Origin of the sequence: Thioalkalivibrio sp. ALE28, assembly GCF_000377425.1 — a bacterium.
Taxonomy (GTDB): Bacteria; Pseudomonadota; Gammaproteobacteria; order Ectothiorhodospirales; family Ectothiorhodospiraceae; genus Thioalkalivibrio.
In genome coordinates this window covers 243,608-260,042 of the sequence record NZ_KB898094.1, presented here as the reverse complement: position 1 = coordinate 260,042, position 16,435 = coordinate 243,608, and the positions used below count along the sequence as shown (strand labels likewise).

Below are 16,435 nucleotides of genomic sequence, written 5' to 3'. Positions count from 1 at the left end.
ATCAGCAACCGCCGGAGCAATCCCGTTACACTCGCGCATTTTCGGGACTGGGGGATCTGGATGAGCTACTCCGATGTGCACCAGAGCTACGGGCGTTGCCGGCGGGCCGGCAGCTTCGTGGATCGCTTCTATGAACGCTTTCTCGCGGCGGACGAGCGGGTGGCGCAGGCCTTTGCGACCACGAACTGGTCGCAGCAGAAGCGGGCCCTGGGGCAGGCGGTCTCCACCGCGATCAGCTACGCGGAGGGCGAGGCCTTCGTGGCGCCGACCATGGAAAAGATGGCCGAGGTGCACAGCCGCCATGGCCGGGTGCCGGTCGCGCCGGAGCTGTACGGAGTGTGGCTGGACTGCATGGTGGAGACGGCCCGCGAGGTGGACCCGCGCTGGGACGAATCCCTCGCGCAGCGCTGGCGCGGGGCGCTGAGCCCGGCCATCGACCTGTTCATTGAACGCTACTGACGCCAGGCGCGTACCCGGCGGGGACTGAAGGACGAAGCCCCGCCCGTGGGCATGCCCTGTTGATCTCGGTGTCTCCCGGGCGTGTAATGCGGGGTTTTCCCGTTGCCGGCGCCCGCCGGAAGAAGCCTGGTGATGTCCGCAGCCCCCGAGACCCTGTTTGCCCGCAAGCCCTACTGGGCCAAGCGCTTTGGCACGGCACCGTTCTTGCCGACCACGCGCGAGGAGATGGACGCGCTCGGTTGGGACAGCTGTGACATTGTGCTGGTCACCGGCGATGCCTATGTCGATCACCCGAGCTTCGGTATGGCGATCATCGGGCGGCTGCTGGAGGCGCAGGGGTTCCGGGTCGGCATTCTCGCGCAGCCGGACTGGACGTCGGCCGAGCCCTTCCGCGCCCTGGGGCGACCCAACCTGTTCTTTGGCGTGACCGCCGGGAACATGGACTCGATGGTCAATCACTACACCGCGGAGCGGAAGCTGCGCTCCAACGATGCCTATACCCCGGGGGACGTGCACGGCAAGCGCCCCGACCGGGCGGTGATCGTCTACGCCCAGCGGGCCCGCGAGGCGTACAAGGATGTGCCGGTGGTGGCCGGCGGCATCGAGGCCAGCCTGCGCCGGATCGCGCATTACGACTACTGGCAGGACAAGGTGCGCCGCTCCGTGCTGCTGGATTCGCGCGCGGACATCCTGCTGTTCGGCAATGCCGAGCGGGCCCTGGTGGAGCTCGCGCATCGCGTGGCCGCGGGCGAGCACCCGCGCGAGATCACGGATCTCCGCGGCACCGCCCTCCTGCGTGATTCGGTGCCTGCCGGCTTTGTCGAGCTGGATTCCAGCGAGGTCGATACCCCGGGTCCGGTGGATGCCAACCCCGACCCGTACGCGATGGTGTCGCCCGCGACCTGTGCCGATGCCGAGAGGCAGGACAGCCCGGCGGTAGAGGGCGAACCGGGCGCGAAGGTCGTGCGCTTTCAGCGGCAGATCCCGCGGGGCACGCCGCGCGACCAGACGGTGATCCGCATCCCTGCGTTTGAGCAGGTGAAGGGGGATGCGGTGCTGTATGCCCATGCCTCGCGGGTACTGCATCTGGAGACCAATCCGGGCAACGCGCGGGCGATCGTGCAGCGCCATGGCGACAAGGAGGTCTGGCTCAACCCGCCGCCGATCCCGCTTTCCACCCCCGAGATGGACGCGGTGTTCGACCTGCCCTATGCCCGCGCCCCGCACCCGGCATACGGTGATGCCCGCATCCCGGCCTGGGAGATGATCCGCTTCTCGGTGAACATCATGCGCGGGTGCTTTGGTGGCTGTACCTTCTGTTCGATCACCGAACACGAGGGGCGGATCATCCAGAGCCGCTCGGAGGACAGCGTGCTGCGCGAGATCGAGGAGATCCGCGACAAGGTGGACGGGTTCACGGGTGTGATCTCGGACCTGGGCGGGCCGACGGCCAACATGTACCGCCTGGCCTGCAAGGACCCGAAGATCGAGCAGAGCTGCCGGCGGCTGTCCTGTGTGTACCCGGGTATCTGCAGTAACCTGGATACCGATCACGCCCCGCTCATCCGTCTCTACCGCAAGGCGCGCGCGCTACCGGGGATCAAGAAGATCCTGATCGCCTCGGGGCTGCGCTATGACCTGGCGATCGAGTCCCCGGAGTACGTGAAGGAGCTGGTCACCCACCATGTGGGTGGTTACCTGAAGATTGCGCCGGAACATACGGAAAAGGGCCCATTATCCCGGATGATGAAGCCGGGCATGGGCACCTATGACCGGTTCAAGGCCATGTTCGAGAAATACTCGAAAGCGGCAGGGAAGGAGCAGTACCTGATCCCGTATTTCATTGCCGCGCACCCGGGGACCACCGATCAGGACATGCTGCAACTGGCGCTCTGGCTCAAGCGCAATGATTTTCGCGCCGACCAGGTGCAGGCGTTCCTGCCCAGCCCGATGGCTCTCGCCACGGCCATGTGGCACTCGGGCCGGGATCCGTTGCGTGGCATCCGCCGCAAGGCGAGCGAACGCGTGCCGGTCGCCCGGGGCTTCCGCGCCCGCCGCCTGCACAAGGCCTTTCTGCGCTACCACGACCCGAACAACTGGCCGCTGCTGCGCGATGCCCTGCAGCGCATGGGGAGGGCCGATCTGATCGGGAACGGGAAGCACCATCTGGTGCCGACCTGGCAGCCGGCCGGGACGGGGCAGGGCGCGGCGCGCCCATCCACGGGCGGGCGGATGACCCGCGGCGGGAAGGCTCTGAAAAAGCGTGGCCAGACCTTCCAGACCCAGCACAACGGGGTGGAGGCCGCGGCCCGTCCGGGGGCGAAACCAAAGGCCGGGGCCGCGTCGGCGGGCAAGGCGGGCGGCCGTTCGCCGGCGCCCCACGGTGGCAAGCCGCGGGCTGGTGCCGGGAAGCTCCGCAAGAAGGGGCGCCCGGCCGGCAAGCGGCCGCGCGCCTGACGGCGCAGTGGCTCAGGCCGACGCGTCGGGCGTCGGTACCTGGCCTTCCAGGCTGAGGTTCAGGCCAGTGGTGGTGCGGTCGCCGGGGTCCAGGAAGTACAGGTAGGGGCCCACCACCGCCTCGGGTTCGGGCAGCAGTTCCGCGTTCTCACCCGGATAGTGGCCGGCCCGGAAACGGGTGCGCACGGGACCGGTGTCCACGCCATTGACGTGGATGAAGCGCGGCTCGTTGCGATGCTCATGGGACAGGATGTCGATCAGGGCGTCCTGCGCTGCCTTGGCCATCCCGAAGGCCCCCCAGAAGGCTTTGCGCGCGTTCTGGGTGGAGACCACCAGGCTTCCGGTCGGGCTGGCCTCCAGCAGGGGCAGCACAGCCTGGGTCAGGAAAAACGGGCCGTGCAGGTTGCTGTTGATGACCTTGAACCACAGCTCCGGGTCGTAGCTCTTCATCGGCATCAGGGCCCCGGCCCAGCCGGCGTTCAGCACCAGGCCGTCGAGGCGACCCAGCGAGTCACGGATGTTCTCCGCCAGGTCGCCGTAATCCTTGACCGTAGCCCCCTCGAGATTCAGCGGGTAGATCGCGGGCTGGGGCTGGCCGGCCTGTTCGATCCGGTCGTAGACCGCCTCCAGGCCCTTCAGGTCCTTGTCCAGCAGGACCACCGTGGCGCCGGCGGCGGCGCAGGCCTCGGCGACTGCCCGGCCGATGCCGTCGGCGGCGCCGGTGACGAGGATCACGCGCTGGTCAAAGGCGCCCGGTTCGGGACGGTAGGCGAGGAGGCGAGGGATATCGAGGTCGGTCAAGGATGGTCCTCCAGGAACAGGTGCGCCGATTCTAGTCCAGATTGTATGGCCGCTTCGAGCGTCGACGGCAGTGCGTGGGTCAGGTAATCCCCTGACAGGTAGCAGTCGGGCCAGGGCGTGCGGGGCGGTGGACGGTGCCGATCCAGATCGACCCTGGCGTCCACCGTCGCGCGGCGCTCGCAGACGCAGTGACCGGCTGCGGGCTCCCCCAGCTCGGGAAAGGTCCGTGCCAGCGAGCGGGCGACGGTGCGCCATCGGGCATCCGCCGTCAACGGTTCGAGGTCGTCGGCGGCCGAGATCACGACAGCCAGCCAGTGCGGGGCGCCCGCGACGTGCCGGGGGATCAGCCACTGGCCATGCTGGCCGAGCAGCCCCTGGAGAGGGGGCCGGTCCGTCAACCGCCGCGGGTAGCGCAGGTAGACGGTGCAGATGCTGCGTGCGCCCATGGCCTTGAGCCCCTGATGCGTGGCGCCCCATCGAGCGTCCGCTGGCAACAGGCTGGCGGTGGCGGTGGGCGTGGTGGCCAGGATCAGCGCGCGGGCGTTGCTGGTGTCGCCCTGGCGATCGTGCAGTCGATAAGGGGCATCCGGGCGTGTCGCGTCGCGCTGGATCATCGTGATGCGGCGGCCAAGGTCCACGCGCGCACCCCGGGCCCGAAGCTCGCGGATGGCGGCGTCGGGGAACACCTCGCCCAGGGGCCGCGCAGGGATCAGCAGGCGGGCGGCCTCCGGCCCGTGATTCAGGGCCCGTCGCAGCACGTTCTGGAAGATCCGCGCGGAGGCCAGGCGGGTCGGAGTGTTCATCACCGCCAGGCACAGGGGGTCCCACAGCCGCTCGATCAGGGCTTCCGGCTGGTGGCGGCGCTGCAGCCAGTCGAGTACCGGCAGGTCGTGTCGCAGGGGACGGTGCAGCAGGGCCGCCGCGCCGATCAGGGCGCGCAGCCGGATGCCGGTGGCGTGGCCGGGAAGGGAACGATAGAGGGCCGTGGCCAGGGCCGGCAGCCGGGGCGAGCGGGGCTCGAGCGCGAAGGCCGGGGATGCTGGCCGGCGGTCGGGGTCGAACATCCGCAGGCCGAACGGGACGGCGTGAAAGGCCGAGTCGGGGTCGATACCTACCGCGCGGATCTGTTCCAGGGTCTGCTGACAGGCCCCCACGAGGATGTGCTGGCCGTTGTCCAGTGGGGTGTGGTCCAGCTCGAGGCTGCGGGCGCGCCCGCCGGGGATCCGGCCGGCCTCGATCAGGTGTACGGGCTGTCCGGCGCGAGCCAGGGCGAGGGCTGCGGTCAGGCCGGCCCAGCCCGCGCCGACCACGGCGACAGGGTTCGCGGGAGGGCTGGAGGCCATGGAGTCAGGCCGCGCGGCGGCGATGCTCGCGTTTCAGGCGCCGGGCGGTGCGCCAGGCGATCCAAAGCTTGCGGATCGGGGTCAGACGTACGCGGTGTTCCAGAACACGGAAGCCGTCGTCCTCGATCTCGTCCAGCAGGGTGCGGTAGATCGCCGCCATGATCAGGCCCGGGCGCTGGGGATAGCGGTCGGCAGCGGGGAGGTGTTCCTCGGCACTGTCGTAGTAGCGCCGCGCCCGTTCGGCCTGTTCCGCGAACAGGGCGCGATGACGGTCATCGGTGATGTTGACCTGGAACTCCTCGGGTTTGACCTCGTGCTTGCGCAGCTCGTCGAGCGGGATATAGACGCGGCCGCGCATGGCGTCCTCGTGGACGTCGCGCAGGATGTTGGTGAGCTGCAGGGCCATGCCGAGGTCGTGGGCGTACTTCAGCGTGCGCCGGTCGCTGTAGCCGAAGATGTGGGCGGAGAGGATGCCGACCACGCTGGCGACGCGATAGCAGTACAGCGAAAGGGTGGTGAAATCCGGGTAGCTGTCGTAGTCGAGATCCATCTGCATGCCGTCGATGATCTCGTCGAAATATTCGCGGCCCAGGTCGAAGGCGGCGATGTGGGGCTGCAGTGCCTGGGAGATAGGATGACGGGGTTCGCCCGCGAACAGGCGTTCGATCTCCTGGCGCCACCAGTCCAGCTTGGTCCGGGCGACGCTCTCCTCGCGGACCTCGTCGACGATGTCGTCCACTTCCCGGCAGAAGGCGTACAGCGCTGTGATGGCGCGGCGCCGGTCGGGCTCCAGAAAACGAAAGGCGTAGTAGAAGCTGGAGCCGCTCTGTGCGGCCTTCTCCTCGCAATACTCGTCGGGGGACATGCGCTCTCGCGTGGCGGGTGTCGAACAGGGACGGGAAGGCTAGCACAGGCAGTGCGCGAGGCGGGAGATTGCCCCCGAAGGCGGATTGTTGACCTGTATCAAGCCCGCTACCGGGGCGTGGTCGTAGCCTGTGATGATCCGATGCCTAAAATGGGCGGTACACGCTCGAGGGGGACCCGATGGAGCAGCGCCTGGTATTTGATCCGGAGATCCTGCGTCGCTATGACGTGAGCGGACCTCGCTACACGTCGTATCCCACGGCACCCCAGTTCCACGAGGGTTTCAACGACCGCGCGTATGCCGAGGCGGCGCAGGCCACCAATGGGGCGGACCCGGCGCGTCCGCTGTCGCTTTACGTGCATGTCCCGTTCTGCGACACGGTCTGTTTCTATTGCGCCTGCAACAAGGTCATTACCGGCAACTACCAGCGGGCGCAGCGCTATCTCGCGTATCTGGAACGCGAGGCCGCGCTGCAGGGCGAGCTGTTTGACGCGGAGCGCACGGTGGGGCAGTTGCACTTCGGCGGGGGAACGCCGACCTATCTCGGGGACGAGGACCTGCGATCGGTGATGGCGTTGCTCGGGCGCCACTTCCGTCTCGATGCCAGTGCCGCGCGCGAATTCTCCATTGAGATCGACCCGCGCGCGGTGCGACCCGGGACGATACCGCTGCTGGGCGAACTGGGGTTCAACCGCATCAGCCTCGGGGTGCAGGACTTCGATCCGGATGTGCAGCGGGCGGTCAACCGCATCCAGCCCTTCGAGGTCACCGCGCGCGCCGTCGAGCAGGCCCGGGCCCATGGGTTCGAGTCCACCAACTTCGACCTGATCTACGGGCTTCCGCTGCAGACGGTGGAGACCTACACCCGCACCCTGGAGCGTGCCCTCGAACTGCGCCCGGAACGCCTGGCGATCTACAACTACGCCCATCTGCCACAGATGTTCAAGACGCAGCGCCAGATCCGCGAGGCGGACCTGCCTGATGCGGCGGAAAAGCTCGCGATCCTGGAGACGACCATCGAGCGGCTGACCGCGGCGGGCTACGTCTACATCGGGATGGATCACTTTGCCTTGCCGGACGACGAGCTGGCCGAGGCGCAGCGAGCCGGGACGCTGCAGCGCAACTTCCAGGGCTATTCCACCCGCGCGGAGTACGACCTCGTGGCGCTGGGTCCCACGGCCATCGGGAAGGTCGGCGCGACCTACAGCCAGAACCTGCGCGAGCTGGATGCCTACTACGCCCGCCTGGATGCGGGCCGCCTCCCGGTCTTTCGGGGGCTGGAACTGAGTGCCGACGACCGCCTGCGGCGGGACGTGATCAGCGAGCTGATGTGCCACTCGCGGATCGAGTTTGCCGCGATCGAGGCGCGCCACGGGATCGTGTTCGGCGAGGTCTTCGCGGATGCGCTGGGGCGCCTCGAGGGTATGCAGGACGACGGCTTGGTGCGGATCGAACAGGGCCGGCTGGATGTGCTGCCGCGCGGTCGCCTGCTCCTGCGCAACGTGGCCATGGCATTCGACGCCTATCTGGCGACCGAAGGCCAGCCGCGGTACAGCAAGGTGGTTTAGCGGGCTCGGGGGCGCCGACGCGGGCGCAGGCTGTGGCTCAGGATGATCCAGGCGTCGCGGGTGCGGAGGCGCGGGCGGGCGAAGACGTCCTCCTGCTGGCGCAGGCGCCAGAGGATGCGGGCGCCGCCATTGATGATGGCGCGGATCTCCAGCCCCAGGCGCCCGCGCAGCATCCCGCCCAGGGGTGCGCCGGCCCGCAGCAGGCGGTCGGCGCGGGCGTACTGGAACTGCATCAGGTTGCGCAGCTGGAAGGTGGTCTTTCCGGCCGCGAGCATGGCCTCGGTGACGCCGTACTGGTCCATCTCCTCCTGCGGCAGGTAGATGCGGTTGTTCTCCTCCAGGTCCTGCTGCAGGTCCTGGTAGAAGTTGATCAGTTGCAGGGCCGAGCAGATGGCGTCGGAATGGCCCAGCATTTCCTCGGTCGGGTTCCCGTTCAGATGCAGCAGCAGCCGCCCGACCGGGTTGGCCGAACGCCGGCAGTAGTCCATCACCTCGCCAAAGGTCGCGTAGCGCGTCTGGTCGAGGTCCTGCAGGAAGGCATCGATCAGGTCGGAGAACGGTGCCGCCGGCAGGTGGAAACGGGCGCGGGCATCCGCCAGGGCGATCCATTCGGGATCGTGTTCCGCGGCCGGGTCCTCCAGGACCTGCACGCGTTCCTGCATGGCCAGCAGTGCCTGGCGGCGTTCTTCGACCGGGCGCGGGTCCTCGTCGGCCAGGTCGTCGGCGTCGCGGGCAAAGCAGTAGATCGCCGCCACCGGGTCGCGCAGGCGGCCGGGCAGCAACCAGGAGGCCACAGGGAAGTTCTCGTAGTGCGCCGTGGCACGCTGACGGCAGTGGCGATAGGCCTGGCGGATCCGGGGTTCCATCAACCATCAGCCCCCGCGGGGTGGCGGGCGTGATCAGCCGGCAAGGCTGCGCTCCGGGGCGGGGGCGCCGTTGTACCAGGCCCAGAAATCGTCGGGTTGCTCCAGGGCGCCGTCGGCGCCCCATTGATCCGGCTGCTGGTCCGCGTCGATGTAGCCCCAGTTGGCGATCAGGGTGGGCATGCCGGCGGCGCGTCCGGCCGCGATGTCGCGCTCGGCATCGCCCCAGTAGCAGTGGCGCTCCGGGGGCAGGCCGGTTTGCCGCGCCGCCAGCCACATGGGTTCGGGGTCAGGCTTGCGCTGGGGCAGGGTATCGCCGCTGACAACGGCCGCCATGCGTGCCCGCAGGCCGAGCGCCTCCAGCAGTGGATCGGTGAGCCAGCCCGGCTTGTTGGTGACCACGCCGACGGACCAGCCCCGGGCCTCGCAGCGGTCCAGGAGCTCGGCGAGCCCGGGGAACAGGGTGGTGGCCTGGCACAAGTCGCGGGCGTAGATCTCCAGGTAGCGCTTCTTCAGGTGCTCCGTGAAGGCGGCATCGGCGTCGGGGAAGGCGAGCGCGACGAGGGCCTGCGAGCCGTGGGAGACATGGTTGCGCACCGCCTGGAAAGGGAGTGGCGCGCGGTCGTATTCGGCCATCAGGGTGACCAGCGCCGCATGCATGTCCGGCGCGGTATCCAGCAGCGTCCCGTCGAGGTCGAACAGGAGCGAACCCAGATCGCGCGTCATGCGGTGGTGTCGTCGCCCCGGCGGGCGGCCATGAGGTAGTTCACGTCGGTGCGCCCCACCAGGCGGTAGCGACCGCTGAGCGGCGAATAGGTCAGCCCGGTCATTGCGGTGACCTCGAACCCATGGCGGCGCAGCGCGGCGCCCAGTTCCGAGGGCCGGATGAAGCGGCCGTACTCGTGGGTGCCGGCGGGCAGCATGTTCAGCAGGTATTCGGCCCCGACGATCGCCTCGGCGAAGGCCCGCGGCGTGCGGTTGATCGTGGACAGAAACAGCCAGCCGCCGGGACGCACAAGCTTCACGAGCGCAACAATGACCGCTTCGGGGTCGGGCACGTGTTCCAGCATCTCCAGGCAGGTGACCACGTCGTAGTCGCCGGCGTGGTGTTCGGCATGGGCCTCGGCGGTGGTATGCAGGTAGTGGATCTCCAGCCCCGCTTCGTGGGCGTGCTCGCGGGCAACTTCCAGGTGTTCGGCACCGGCGTCCAGGGCGGTGACGTGCGCGCCGCGCACCGCCATTGCCTCGGACAGGATGCCGGCACCGCAGCCGACGTCCAGCACCTTCTTGCCGGTCAGGTCGGCCTGGGCGTCGATCCACTCCAGGCGCAGCGGATTGATCGCATGCAGCGTGGCGAAGGGGCCGTTGGGGTCCCACCATTCGCGGGCCCGGTGCGTGAACTTGTGGATCTCGGCGCTATCGACGTTTGCGTGCGCCCGGGAGTGGGATTGCGGTTCGGAATGGGACTGGGGGTTCATGGGGTCGGTCTCGCTCAGGCAGTGGGCTGCTGGGTTTCCAGCACCCGGATGCGCCAGTCATCGGCTTCGGCGCGGAGGTCCTGCACGTTCAGCGTAAGCAGTTCCCGGTCGCGCAGCAACGGGCGTCCGGCCACGTAGACGTCGCGTACGGCATCCCGCGTGGCGGCATACACGATTTGTGCGTTGGGGTCGTGCGCTGGCTGCAGCTCCAGGGCCTGCAGGTCCACCGCGACCACGTCGGCCTGCTTGCCGGGCTCCAGCGAGCCGATGCGGTCGGCCAGCCCCAGGGCGCGGGCGCTGCCGAGGGTCGCCATCTCCAGGGCCGAGGCGGCGGGCAGCGCCGCGGCGTCGCCGCTGACGGCCTTGGCCAGCAGGGCGGCGGTGCGCATCTCGCCGATCATGTCCAGATCGTTGTTGGAGGCGGTGCCATCGGTGCCCAGGCCGACGGTGATCCCGGCTTCCTGCAGACGCGCGACGGGGCAGAACCCGGACGCCAGCTTCAGGTTGGATTCCGGGCAGTGGGCGACGGACACCGGCCGGTCGCGCAGCTGGTCCAGGTCGGATTCGTCCACCTGGGTCATGTGCACAGCGATGAAGGGCTGGTCCAGCATGCCGAGTCGGGCGAGGCGCGCCAGGGGCCGTTCGCCGTGGTCACGGACGGCGTCGGCGACCTCGCTGGCCGTCTCGTGGACATGCATGTGAATCGGCGCGTCGAGTTCGCGCGCGCGATCGGCCACGCGCTCCAGGCTCGCATCGCCAACGGTATAGGGCGCGTGCGGGGCCACATTGAAGGCGATCCGTTCGTGTCGGCCCCAGGCGGTCACCACGTCGGCGCCGCGCTGGAAGTACTCGTCGGCCGTGCTCGCCCAGGGGGTGGGGAAATCGAACACGGTCAGGCCCAGGGAGGCGCGGATACCGGTCTCGTCGACCACTCGCGCCGCGTCCTCCACGAACAGGTACATGTCGCTGAAACAGGTGGTGCCGCCACGCAGCATCTCCGCGACCGAGAGCCGGGTGCCGGCGCGCACGAACTCGGGCGAGAGCAGCTTGCCTTCGGCCGGCCAGATGTAGCGCTTGAGCCAGTCCATCAGGGTGTGGTCGCTGCCGATGCCCCGCAGCAGGCTCATCCCCGAGTGGGTATGGGCATTGACCAGGCCGGGAATCAGGGCGTGCCCGGGATGGTCGCGGTACTCCGCATCGGGGTATCGGGCGCGGGCGGTCTCCGTGGGCTCGATCGCCTGGATGACGCCGTCGCGGATGATGAGGGCGTGATCCCGCAAGATGGTGTCGCGGGGGATGACCGGGAGAATCTGGGGGGCGCCGAGGATCAGCGTCTGGGTCTGGTTCATGGGACACGGTCTGCGCGGGATACAGGGTCGCGCATGGTACCCGAAAGGGGCGGCGTTGCGCCGCCCCGGGGACGGCACGGGTTACTGGCGGTTGATCGCGAAACGGCCGGGGCCGGTCAGGGCCAGCGCGATGGCCGCGAACAGGAACATACCCTGCAGTTCCAGGGCCCAGCCGCCGTGGCCGGTGAGCTGGAAGACCTCGTGGGCATGCGCCAGAGCGATGGCAAAGACCATGTTGATCGCGATGAGTACGGCGCCGATGCGTGCATAGAGTCCGAGGATGACCAGGATCGGCGCCAGGATCTCGCCGATATACACCCCGTAGGCCAGGATGGTCGGGAGTCCGGCGTCGGCCAGCATGCCTTCGATGCCACTGATGCCACCTGTGATCTTCGCGATGCCGTGCAGCAGGATCATGATGCCGAGGGCCAGTCGCAGGATCAGCTTGCCGCTGTCGTCGAGGGTGTGGTCCATGTCGATACTCTCCTTGTAGCAGGGCGGGCAGTGGCCCGCGTTGGGGCCCGGGGCGATGCCGCCGGGCCCGATTCGGCTGGGCCCCCGCCAGAACGAGGGGGCCCTGGAAAATGGACCGGTTCGGTCAGCCGGCCTCGCGCCCAAGGCGCTGGGCGCGGGCGACCTCCGCAACGTGCCGGCCCTGGGAGGCGGCCATGCCCAGTTCGCTCTCGCTCGGCTGGCGCGAGCCGTCGCCGGCGGCCAGCGTGGTGGCACCGTAGGGCGTGCCGCCGCAGACCTCGCTGACGTCGAGCATGCGCTTCTCGGTGTAGGGTAGACCAACCACGGTCATGCCGTAGTGAAGCAGATTGACGATGGTGGAGACCAGGGTCGTCTCCTGGCCGCCATGCTGCGATGCCGTGGAGCCGAACACGCTGCCGACCTTGCCGACCAGCTTGTCGCCGAACCACAGGGCGCCGGTCTGGTCGAGGAAGTTGGCCATCTGGGCGGCCATGCGGCCGAAGCGGGTCGGGGTGCCGATGATGATGGCGTCGTAGTCCGCCAGTTCCTCCGGCTTCGCGATGGGTGCGGCCTGGTCAAGCTTGGCGCCGGCGTTGCGGGCCACCTCGTCCGGCATCAGTTCCGGGACACGCTTGATCGTAACCTCGGTATCCGGGACTTCGCGGGCCCCCCGGGCCACGGCCTCGGCCATCTGCTCGATGTGGCCCCAGGTGGAGTAGTACAGGATCAGGATCTTGGTGCTCATGGTCGACGGGCCTCCGTTTGTCGGGAATCGAATATCCGTCAGCCTAGATCCGATTTATACGAAAGAAAATGCCGAAAAAAGCCCCTTAACGTTCGTTTAAATTGAACGGTTATCGGTGGGCGGCCGGGTGGCGGTTTCCCGCCTGGCGGAGGACCTGTGCCTCCAGGACGGCCAGGGTGTCGGGGTGACCGTACAGGTAGCCCTGGAAATGACGGCAGCCCAGGCCGAACAGGAAGGCGCGCTGATCGTCGTTCTCCACCCCTTCGGCGATCACGTCGAGGTCCAGGGTGTGGGCCAGATTGACCACCATCTGGGCAATCGCGGCATCGTTCGGGTCATCCAGCACATCGCGCACGAAGGATTGATCGATCTTTAGTTGGGCCAGCGGCAGGCGCTTGAGGTAGGCCAGCGACGAGTAACCGGTGCCGAAGTCGTCCAGGGAGAATTCGATCCCGAGCGTGCGCAGTTCCTCGATGTGGGCAATGACCGTTTCCACGTTCTCCAGCAACATGCTTTCGGTCAGTTCCAGTTTCAGGCGTTCCCCGGGGGCGCCGGTTTCGTCCAGGATCGCCGCCAGGTCGCGGACGAAGTGGCGGTGGCGGAACTGGCGGGCGCTGACGTTGACCGACAGCGTCAGGTCACGGAAGGCCGGCTGGTGCTGCCAGGCGGCCAGTTGCTCGCAGGCCGCGCGCATGACCTTGCGGCCGATGGGGACGATCAGGCCGGTCTGCTCGGCTACGGGAATGAACTCGGCGGGGGAGATCGCGCCACGGGTTTCGTGCATCCAGCGCAGCAGGATTTCGGCGCCCATGACCGCGCCGGAGGCATCCACCTGCGGCTGGTAGTGCACGCTGAAATGGTCCTGATCGAGCGCATGGCGCAGCTCGCTCTCGAGTTCGAAGCGGGCCTCGACCGCGCGGTGCAGGTCGGGGTCATAGAAGCGGACGGTGTTGCGCCCGGCGTTCTTGGCCCGATACATCGCCAGGTCCGCCTGTTTCAGGATCTCCTCCACGCCCAGGCTGCGGCCGCTGAACAGCGTGGCGCCGATGCTCGGGGTGACATGGCGTTTCTGTCCGGCGAGCTCGAAGGGGTCGCGCAGGAGGTCGATCAGTTTGCGTCCCACGGCTTCCGCCTGGGTCGCGGCCCGCGCCGGGTCGGGGTGGAGGTCGTTGAGGATGACCACGAACTCGTCGCCCCCAAGGCGCGCCAGGGTATCGGCCTCGCGGACCGAGTCCTGCATGCGCTCGGCGACCTGCCGCAGCAGGTCGTCGCCCACGGCATGCCCCAGGGTGTCGTTGATGTCCTTGAAGTTGTCGAGGTCGATGAACAGGAGCGCGCCGTGCAAATGGCTGCGCTCGGTGTTCCCGAGCGTCTGGCTCAGTCGATCGTGCAGCAGGGTACGGTTGGGCAGATGGGTCAGGCCGTCGAAGAAGGCGAGACGGCGGATCTCGTCCTCGGCCTGCTTGCGGTCGGAGATGTCGGTCATCGTGCCGAAGGTCGCCGTGACCTCGCCGCGCTCATTGAACCGGGCACTGGCATAGACGCTGACCCAGCGGATGTCGCCTTCGCGGGTGCGCAGGCGGATCTCCTCGGACTGGGCATGGGACCCGCCCTCCAGCAGGGTGGCGCAGAAGCTGCGGGCGTCCTCGGTGTCCTCCGGGGCCACGAAGTCGCACATCGGGCGGCCCAGGGTCTCCTCCACGCTGAAGCCGGTGAGGTGTTCCCAGGCGGGATTCAGGAGGGTCCAGCGTCCGTCCGCATCGGTCCGGAAGATGACCTCGGAGATGTGGTCCACGACATCGCGGTAGCGATTCTCGCTTTCGGCCAGGGCATCGGTGGTGCGGCGATGGGCGGTGATATCCAGGGTCAGTCCGCGCAGGCTCTCGCGGCCGTCACCGTCCGTGGCCCAGGACAGGATGTCGCGCAGCCAGATCCACTGGCCGTCGCGGTGGGCGAAGCGGTAGTCCACGGTGCGCGACTGCTTGCGGCTCTCGCGGGCGGCGTTCTGGACCCGTGGCAGGTCGCTTGGATGGATGTGGCGGGCCCGCAGTTCGCCACGGCCCAGATTGCGCGCGGGAAAGCCGAGCAGGTGGCGGGTGTCGCCGGCGACGAACTCCCATTCGTGAGTGGCGGGGTTGGCCTCCCACAGGATGGCATTGGCCCCGCCCAGCATGGATTCCAGGCGCGCGACCGAGCGGTTGAGTTGCTGGTTTTGCTGTTCCAGCGTGGTCTGGGTTGTGCCGAGATGGGCGGCGACGTCGTTGAAGGTGCGCGCGAGGTCGCCGAATTCGTCGTTCGAGCGCATCGGGATGCGATGGTCCAGGCGGCCGACCTGCAGGGCCTTCGCGCCCTGATTCAAAAGGCGCAGCCGGCGGGTGATCACCAGACTGAACACAATCGCGGCGACCATCGACAGTACCAGAACCCCCATGGCCAGCAGGACGTTGCGCTGCAGGAGGTCGGCGGACAGGGCATCGATGGCGTCCGTCGAGTACCCGACCGCGAGGGTGCCCAGGGGTTGTCCGGCCAGTTCGATGTCCCGGAGGATCTCGATCTGTCCGGGGGCAGTGCGAATGCGGTCGCCGGATTCGGGGATTGCCTCCGGCGAGATGCCCACGGAGGCCATGGGCTGGTCCTGGGCATCGAGCACTACCGCGTAGAGCACGTGGGAGTCGTCCGCGACCAGGTCCAGCAGGTCCTGCAGCATCGCCGGATCGGCGTAGGCCAGCCCCGGAGTCAGCGCGCTGGACAGGAGGCGCCCCTGCTGCTCGGCAAAGCGCTCCAGCATCTGCGACTGGTTCTGCTGCACCTGGGAGATGCCACTGAACATCAGTACTGCGACCATCGCGACCTGGATCGCGACAGTGCCGATGATGATCTGCCAGGCGAAATTCAGGCGCATGCGGGGCTTGGCTCGCATATTCGCGGCGCCACCAGAAGGCTGGGGCCGAAGCTGGTTGGAGCCAGGCCGGAGCGGTTCATGGAAGGGTTCCGAGTCGGGGGCTTGCCAGTAGGGATGATTGGTCAAAAGCCGAAATTGTCGCGCATATTCTACGGGACTGTTCCGTAGATGCCCATCGTGGCAATGTCGCCCCACAGGTTTCTGGAGCCCACTTCATTTCGCCTTGGGTTCGAACGAATCAAACGCATCCTTGAACGCGTCCTGGCGAAAAGGCAGGAAATCGGTGTCCTGAACGGCAACGAAACCTCGGTGGCGTATCGCACGCAGGAGGTGCTGCCCCTGGGCGGAGTCTTCAAGCCTGATGAGCGAGCGGGTCAAATCGCCGGCGTTCGCCACGACAGTGTCGCGTGCCAGAAGCGTCATGCCGGGGAAAGTGGGTGATGCCTCGATGACACGCACGAGAGTCCCATCCCCGAGTGACATCAGCATGGTCGTAGCACCCAGACGGGTGAGAGATTCCACCAGGTCACCATCCGTGACAAGCACCAGGGCCTCGGTTTCGCCGCGCAGGAAGGTAGTGACGGCGGCGCTGTGATGGTGGTGGTGCCGGACGATCGGCCGGGACTCTTCGTCTGTCCATGACTGCCTGGAGAGCGCGTGACTCAGATAGGCCGCTGCCAGACTTTCCTCGAAGGGTGCGGCAATGCGTGCATTCGCCAGATCCTCGACACGGTCGAATGGCGACTCGGGGAGCACCGCAATCAGGATTGCCAGCCGATCCCGGGTGGCCGCGATTGCCTGGTAGCGCGTCTCCGTTTCAAGGAACGGCACCACATGCGGCGAGGTGAATACCAGGTCGTAGCGTTCGGCAGCGAGTCTTTGGTGGAAGACGTCACGGGTTCGCGCAGATTCGATTCGAACCGGAACCTCGAGCTGCTCGCTCAGCCAGTCGCGCAACGGGGCGTACCGCTCGAAGAGGGCTGGGGGGCTGAGAAAGGGCTGGATGCCCAGGGACCGGGGCTGGGCATCGTTTGCCAGTGCCGGCAAACCGCCGAGCATCGGCAGAACCGGGATGAGCACCGCACTGACCAGCCGCGTAACCCAGTTCGCGGCAGCAAGGCGTGCGGGGTT

Annotated in this window: 14 protein-coding genes; 3 read left to right on the top strand and 11 right to left on the bottom strand. The window is 67.9% G+C overall.

Annotated elements, in window-relative coordinates; all coding sequences use genetic code 11:
- Positions 1-60 precede the first annotated feature (60 nt).
- Both D105_RS0103320 and D105_RS0103315 read left to right on the top strand, forming a co-directional pair.
- Complete coding sequence (locus D105_RS0103320; protein ID WP_018877480.1) at positions 61-459, top strand: globin; 399 nt, start codon at positions 61-63, stop codon at positions 457-459.
- A 132-nt stretch (positions 460-591) separates the two neighbouring features.
- Positions 592-2,916, top strand: coding sequence for a YgiQ family radical SAM protein (locus D105_RS0103315; RefSeq protein WP_018877479.1), 2,325 nt, complete (start codon positions 592-594; stop codon positions 2,914-2,916).
- Between the two features lie 12 nt (positions 2,917-2,928).
- Here D105_RS0103315 and D105_RS0103310 read toward each other — a convergent pair whose 3' ends face one another.
- The 3 genes from D105_RS0103310 to hpnD are packed head-to-tail and all read right to left on the bottom strand — an operon-like array spanning position 2,929 to position 5,925.
- The gene (locus D105_RS0103310; RefSeq protein WP_018877478.1) at positions 2,929-3,717 is read right to left on the bottom strand and encodes an SDR family NAD(P)-dependent oxidoreductase; all 789 of its coding nucleotides are present in this window, start codon (positions 3,715-3,717) and stop codon (positions 2,929-2,931) included.
- The gene (gene hpnE, locus D105_RS0103305) at positions 3,714-5,060 is read right to left on the bottom strand and encodes a hydroxysqualene dehydroxylase HpnE (protein WP_026280397.1); all 1,347 of its coding nucleotides are present in this window, start codon (positions 5,058-5,060) and stop codon (positions 3,714-3,716) included. Before hpnE ends, D105_RS0103310 begins: the two co-directional genes overlap by 4 nt.
- Before the next feature lie 4 nt (positions 5,061-5,064).
- A complete protein-coding gene (gene hpnD, locus D105_RS0103300; RefSeq protein WP_018875604.1) occupies positions 5,065-5,925 on the bottom strand; it encodes a presqualene diphosphate synthase HpnD in 861 nt (286 codons plus the stop codon).
- 179 nt (positions 5,926-6,104) lie between these two features.
- Between hpnD and hemN the strand changes: the two genes are divergently transcribed.
- Positions 6,105-7,493: an oxygen-independent coproporphyrinogen III oxidase gene (gene hemN / locus D105_RS0103295; protein WP_018877476.1), complete on the top strand. Its 1,389-nt coding sequence runs from the start codon at positions 6,105-6,107 to the stop codon at positions 7,491-7,493.
- On the opposite strand, the gene hpnC is transcribed toward hemN, so the two are convergent.
- The 8 genes from hpnC to D105_RS0103255 all read right to left on the bottom strand — a co-directional run bounded on the left by hpnC (position 7,490) and on the right by D105_RS0103255 (position 16,384).
- The gene (gene hpnC / locus D105_RS0103290; RefSeq protein WP_018877475.1) at positions 7,490-8,359 is read right to left on the bottom strand and encodes a squalene synthase HpnC; all 870 of its coding nucleotides are present in this window, start codon (positions 8,357-8,359) and stop codon (positions 7,490-7,492) included. The genes hemN and hpnC overlap by 4 nt on opposite strands.
- Before the next feature lie 33 nt (positions 8,360-8,392).
- On the bottom strand, positions 8,393-9,082 hold the full coding sequence (gph, locus tag D105_RS0103285) for a phosphoglycolate phosphatase (RefSeq protein ID WP_018877474.1): 690 nt from the start codon (positions 9,080-9,082) through the stop codon (positions 8,393-8,395).
- Entirely contained in the window at positions 9,079-9,834 is a 756-nt protein-coding gene (gene ubiG / locus D105_RS0103280; RefSeq protein WP_018877473.1) for a bifunctional 2-polyprenyl-6-hydroxyphenol methylase/3-demethylubiquinol 3-O-methyltransferase UbiG, read from the bottom strand. The genes gph and ubiG overlap by 4 nt, the downstream gene beginning before the upstream one ends.
- 14 nt (positions 9,835-9,848) lie before the next feature.
- The gene (locus D105_RS0103275) at positions 9,849-11,183 is read right to left on the bottom strand and encodes a TRZ/ATZ family hydrolase (protein WP_018877472.1); all 1,335 of its coding nucleotides are present in this window, start codon (positions 11,181-11,183) and stop codon (positions 9,849-9,851) included.
- An 81-nt stretch (positions 11,184-11,264) separates the two neighbouring features.
- On the bottom strand, positions 11,265-11,657 hold the full coding sequence (locus tag D105_RS0103270; protein WP_018877471.1) for a DoxX family protein: 393 nt from the start codon (positions 11,655-11,657) through the stop codon (positions 11,265-11,267).
- 124 nt (positions 11,658-11,781) lie between these two features.
- The gene (gene wrbA, locus D105_RS0103265; RefSeq protein WP_018867003.1) at positions 11,782-12,402 is read right to left on the bottom strand and encodes an NAD(P)H:quinone oxidoreductase; all 621 of its coding nucleotides are present in this window, start codon (positions 12,400-12,402) and stop codon (positions 11,782-11,784) included.
- 109 nt (positions 12,403-12,511) lie between these two features.
- Positions 12,512-15,304, bottom strand: a complete 2,793-nt coding sequence (locus tag D105_RS0103260; RefSeq protein WP_018877470.1) for an EAL domain-containing protein — start codon at positions 15,302-15,304, stop codon at positions 12,512-12,514.
- Between the two features lie 213 nt (positions 15,305-15,517).
- Positions 15,518-16,384 (bottom strand): PhnD/SsuA/transferrin family substrate-binding protein, encoded by an 867-nt coding sequence (locus D105_RS0103255; RefSeq protein WP_026280396.1) that lies wholly within the window; start codon positions 16,382-16,384, stop codon positions 15,518-15,520.
- Positions 16,385-16,435: the final 51 nt, after the last annotated feature.

What these genes read in the sequence shown, in the direction of transcription:
- D105_RS0103320 (WP_018877480.1), top strand. Translation starts at nt 61, where the DNA reads ATGAGCTACTCCGATGTGCACCAGAGCTACGGGCGTTGCCGGCGGGCC.
- D105_RS0103315 (WP_018877479.1), top strand. Translation starts at nt 592, where the DNA reads ATGTCCGCAGCCCCCGAGACCCTGTTTGCCCGCAAGCCCTACTGGGCC.
- hpnE (WP_026280397.1), bottom strand. Translation starts at nt 5,060, where the DNA reads ATGGCCTCCAGCCCTCCCGCGAACCCTGTCGCCGTGGTCGGCGCGGGC.
- hpnD (WP_018875604.1), bottom strand. Translation starts at nt 5,925, where the DNA reads ATGTCCCCCGACGAGTATTGCGAGGAGAAGGCCGCACAGAGCGGCTCC.
- hemN (WP_018877476.1), top strand. Translation starts at nt 6,105, where the DNA reads ATGGAGCAGCGCCTGGTATTTGATCCGGAGATCCTGCGTCGCTATGAC.
- hpnC (WP_018877475.1), bottom strand. Translation starts at nt 8,359, where the DNA reads ATGGAACCCCGGATCCGCCAGGCCTATCGCCACTGCCGTCAGCGTGCC.
- gph (WP_018877474.1), bottom strand. Translation starts at nt 9,082, where the DNA reads ATGACGCGCGATCTGGGTTCGCTCCTGTTCGACCTCGACGGGACGCTG.
- ubiG (WP_018877473.1), bottom strand. Translation starts at nt 9,834, where the DNA reads ATGAACCCCCAGTCCCATTCCGAACCGCAATCCCACTCCCGGGCGCAC.
- D105_RS0103275 (WP_018877472.1), bottom strand. Translation starts at nt 11,183, where the DNA reads ATGAACCAGACCCAGACGCTGATCCTCGGCGCCCCCCAGATTCTCCCG.
- D105_RS0103270 (WP_018877471.1), bottom strand. Translation starts at nt 11,657, where the DNA reads ATGGACCACACCCTCGACGACAGCGGCAAGCTGATCCTGCGACTGGCC.
- wrbA (WP_018867003.1), bottom strand. Translation starts at nt 12,402, where the DNA reads ATGAGCACCAAGATCCTGATCCTGTACTACTCCACCTGGGGCCACATC.
- D105_RS0103260 (WP_018877470.1), bottom strand. Translation starts at nt 15,304, where the DNA reads ATGCGCCTGAATTTCGCCTGGCAGATCATCATCGGCACTGTCGCGATC.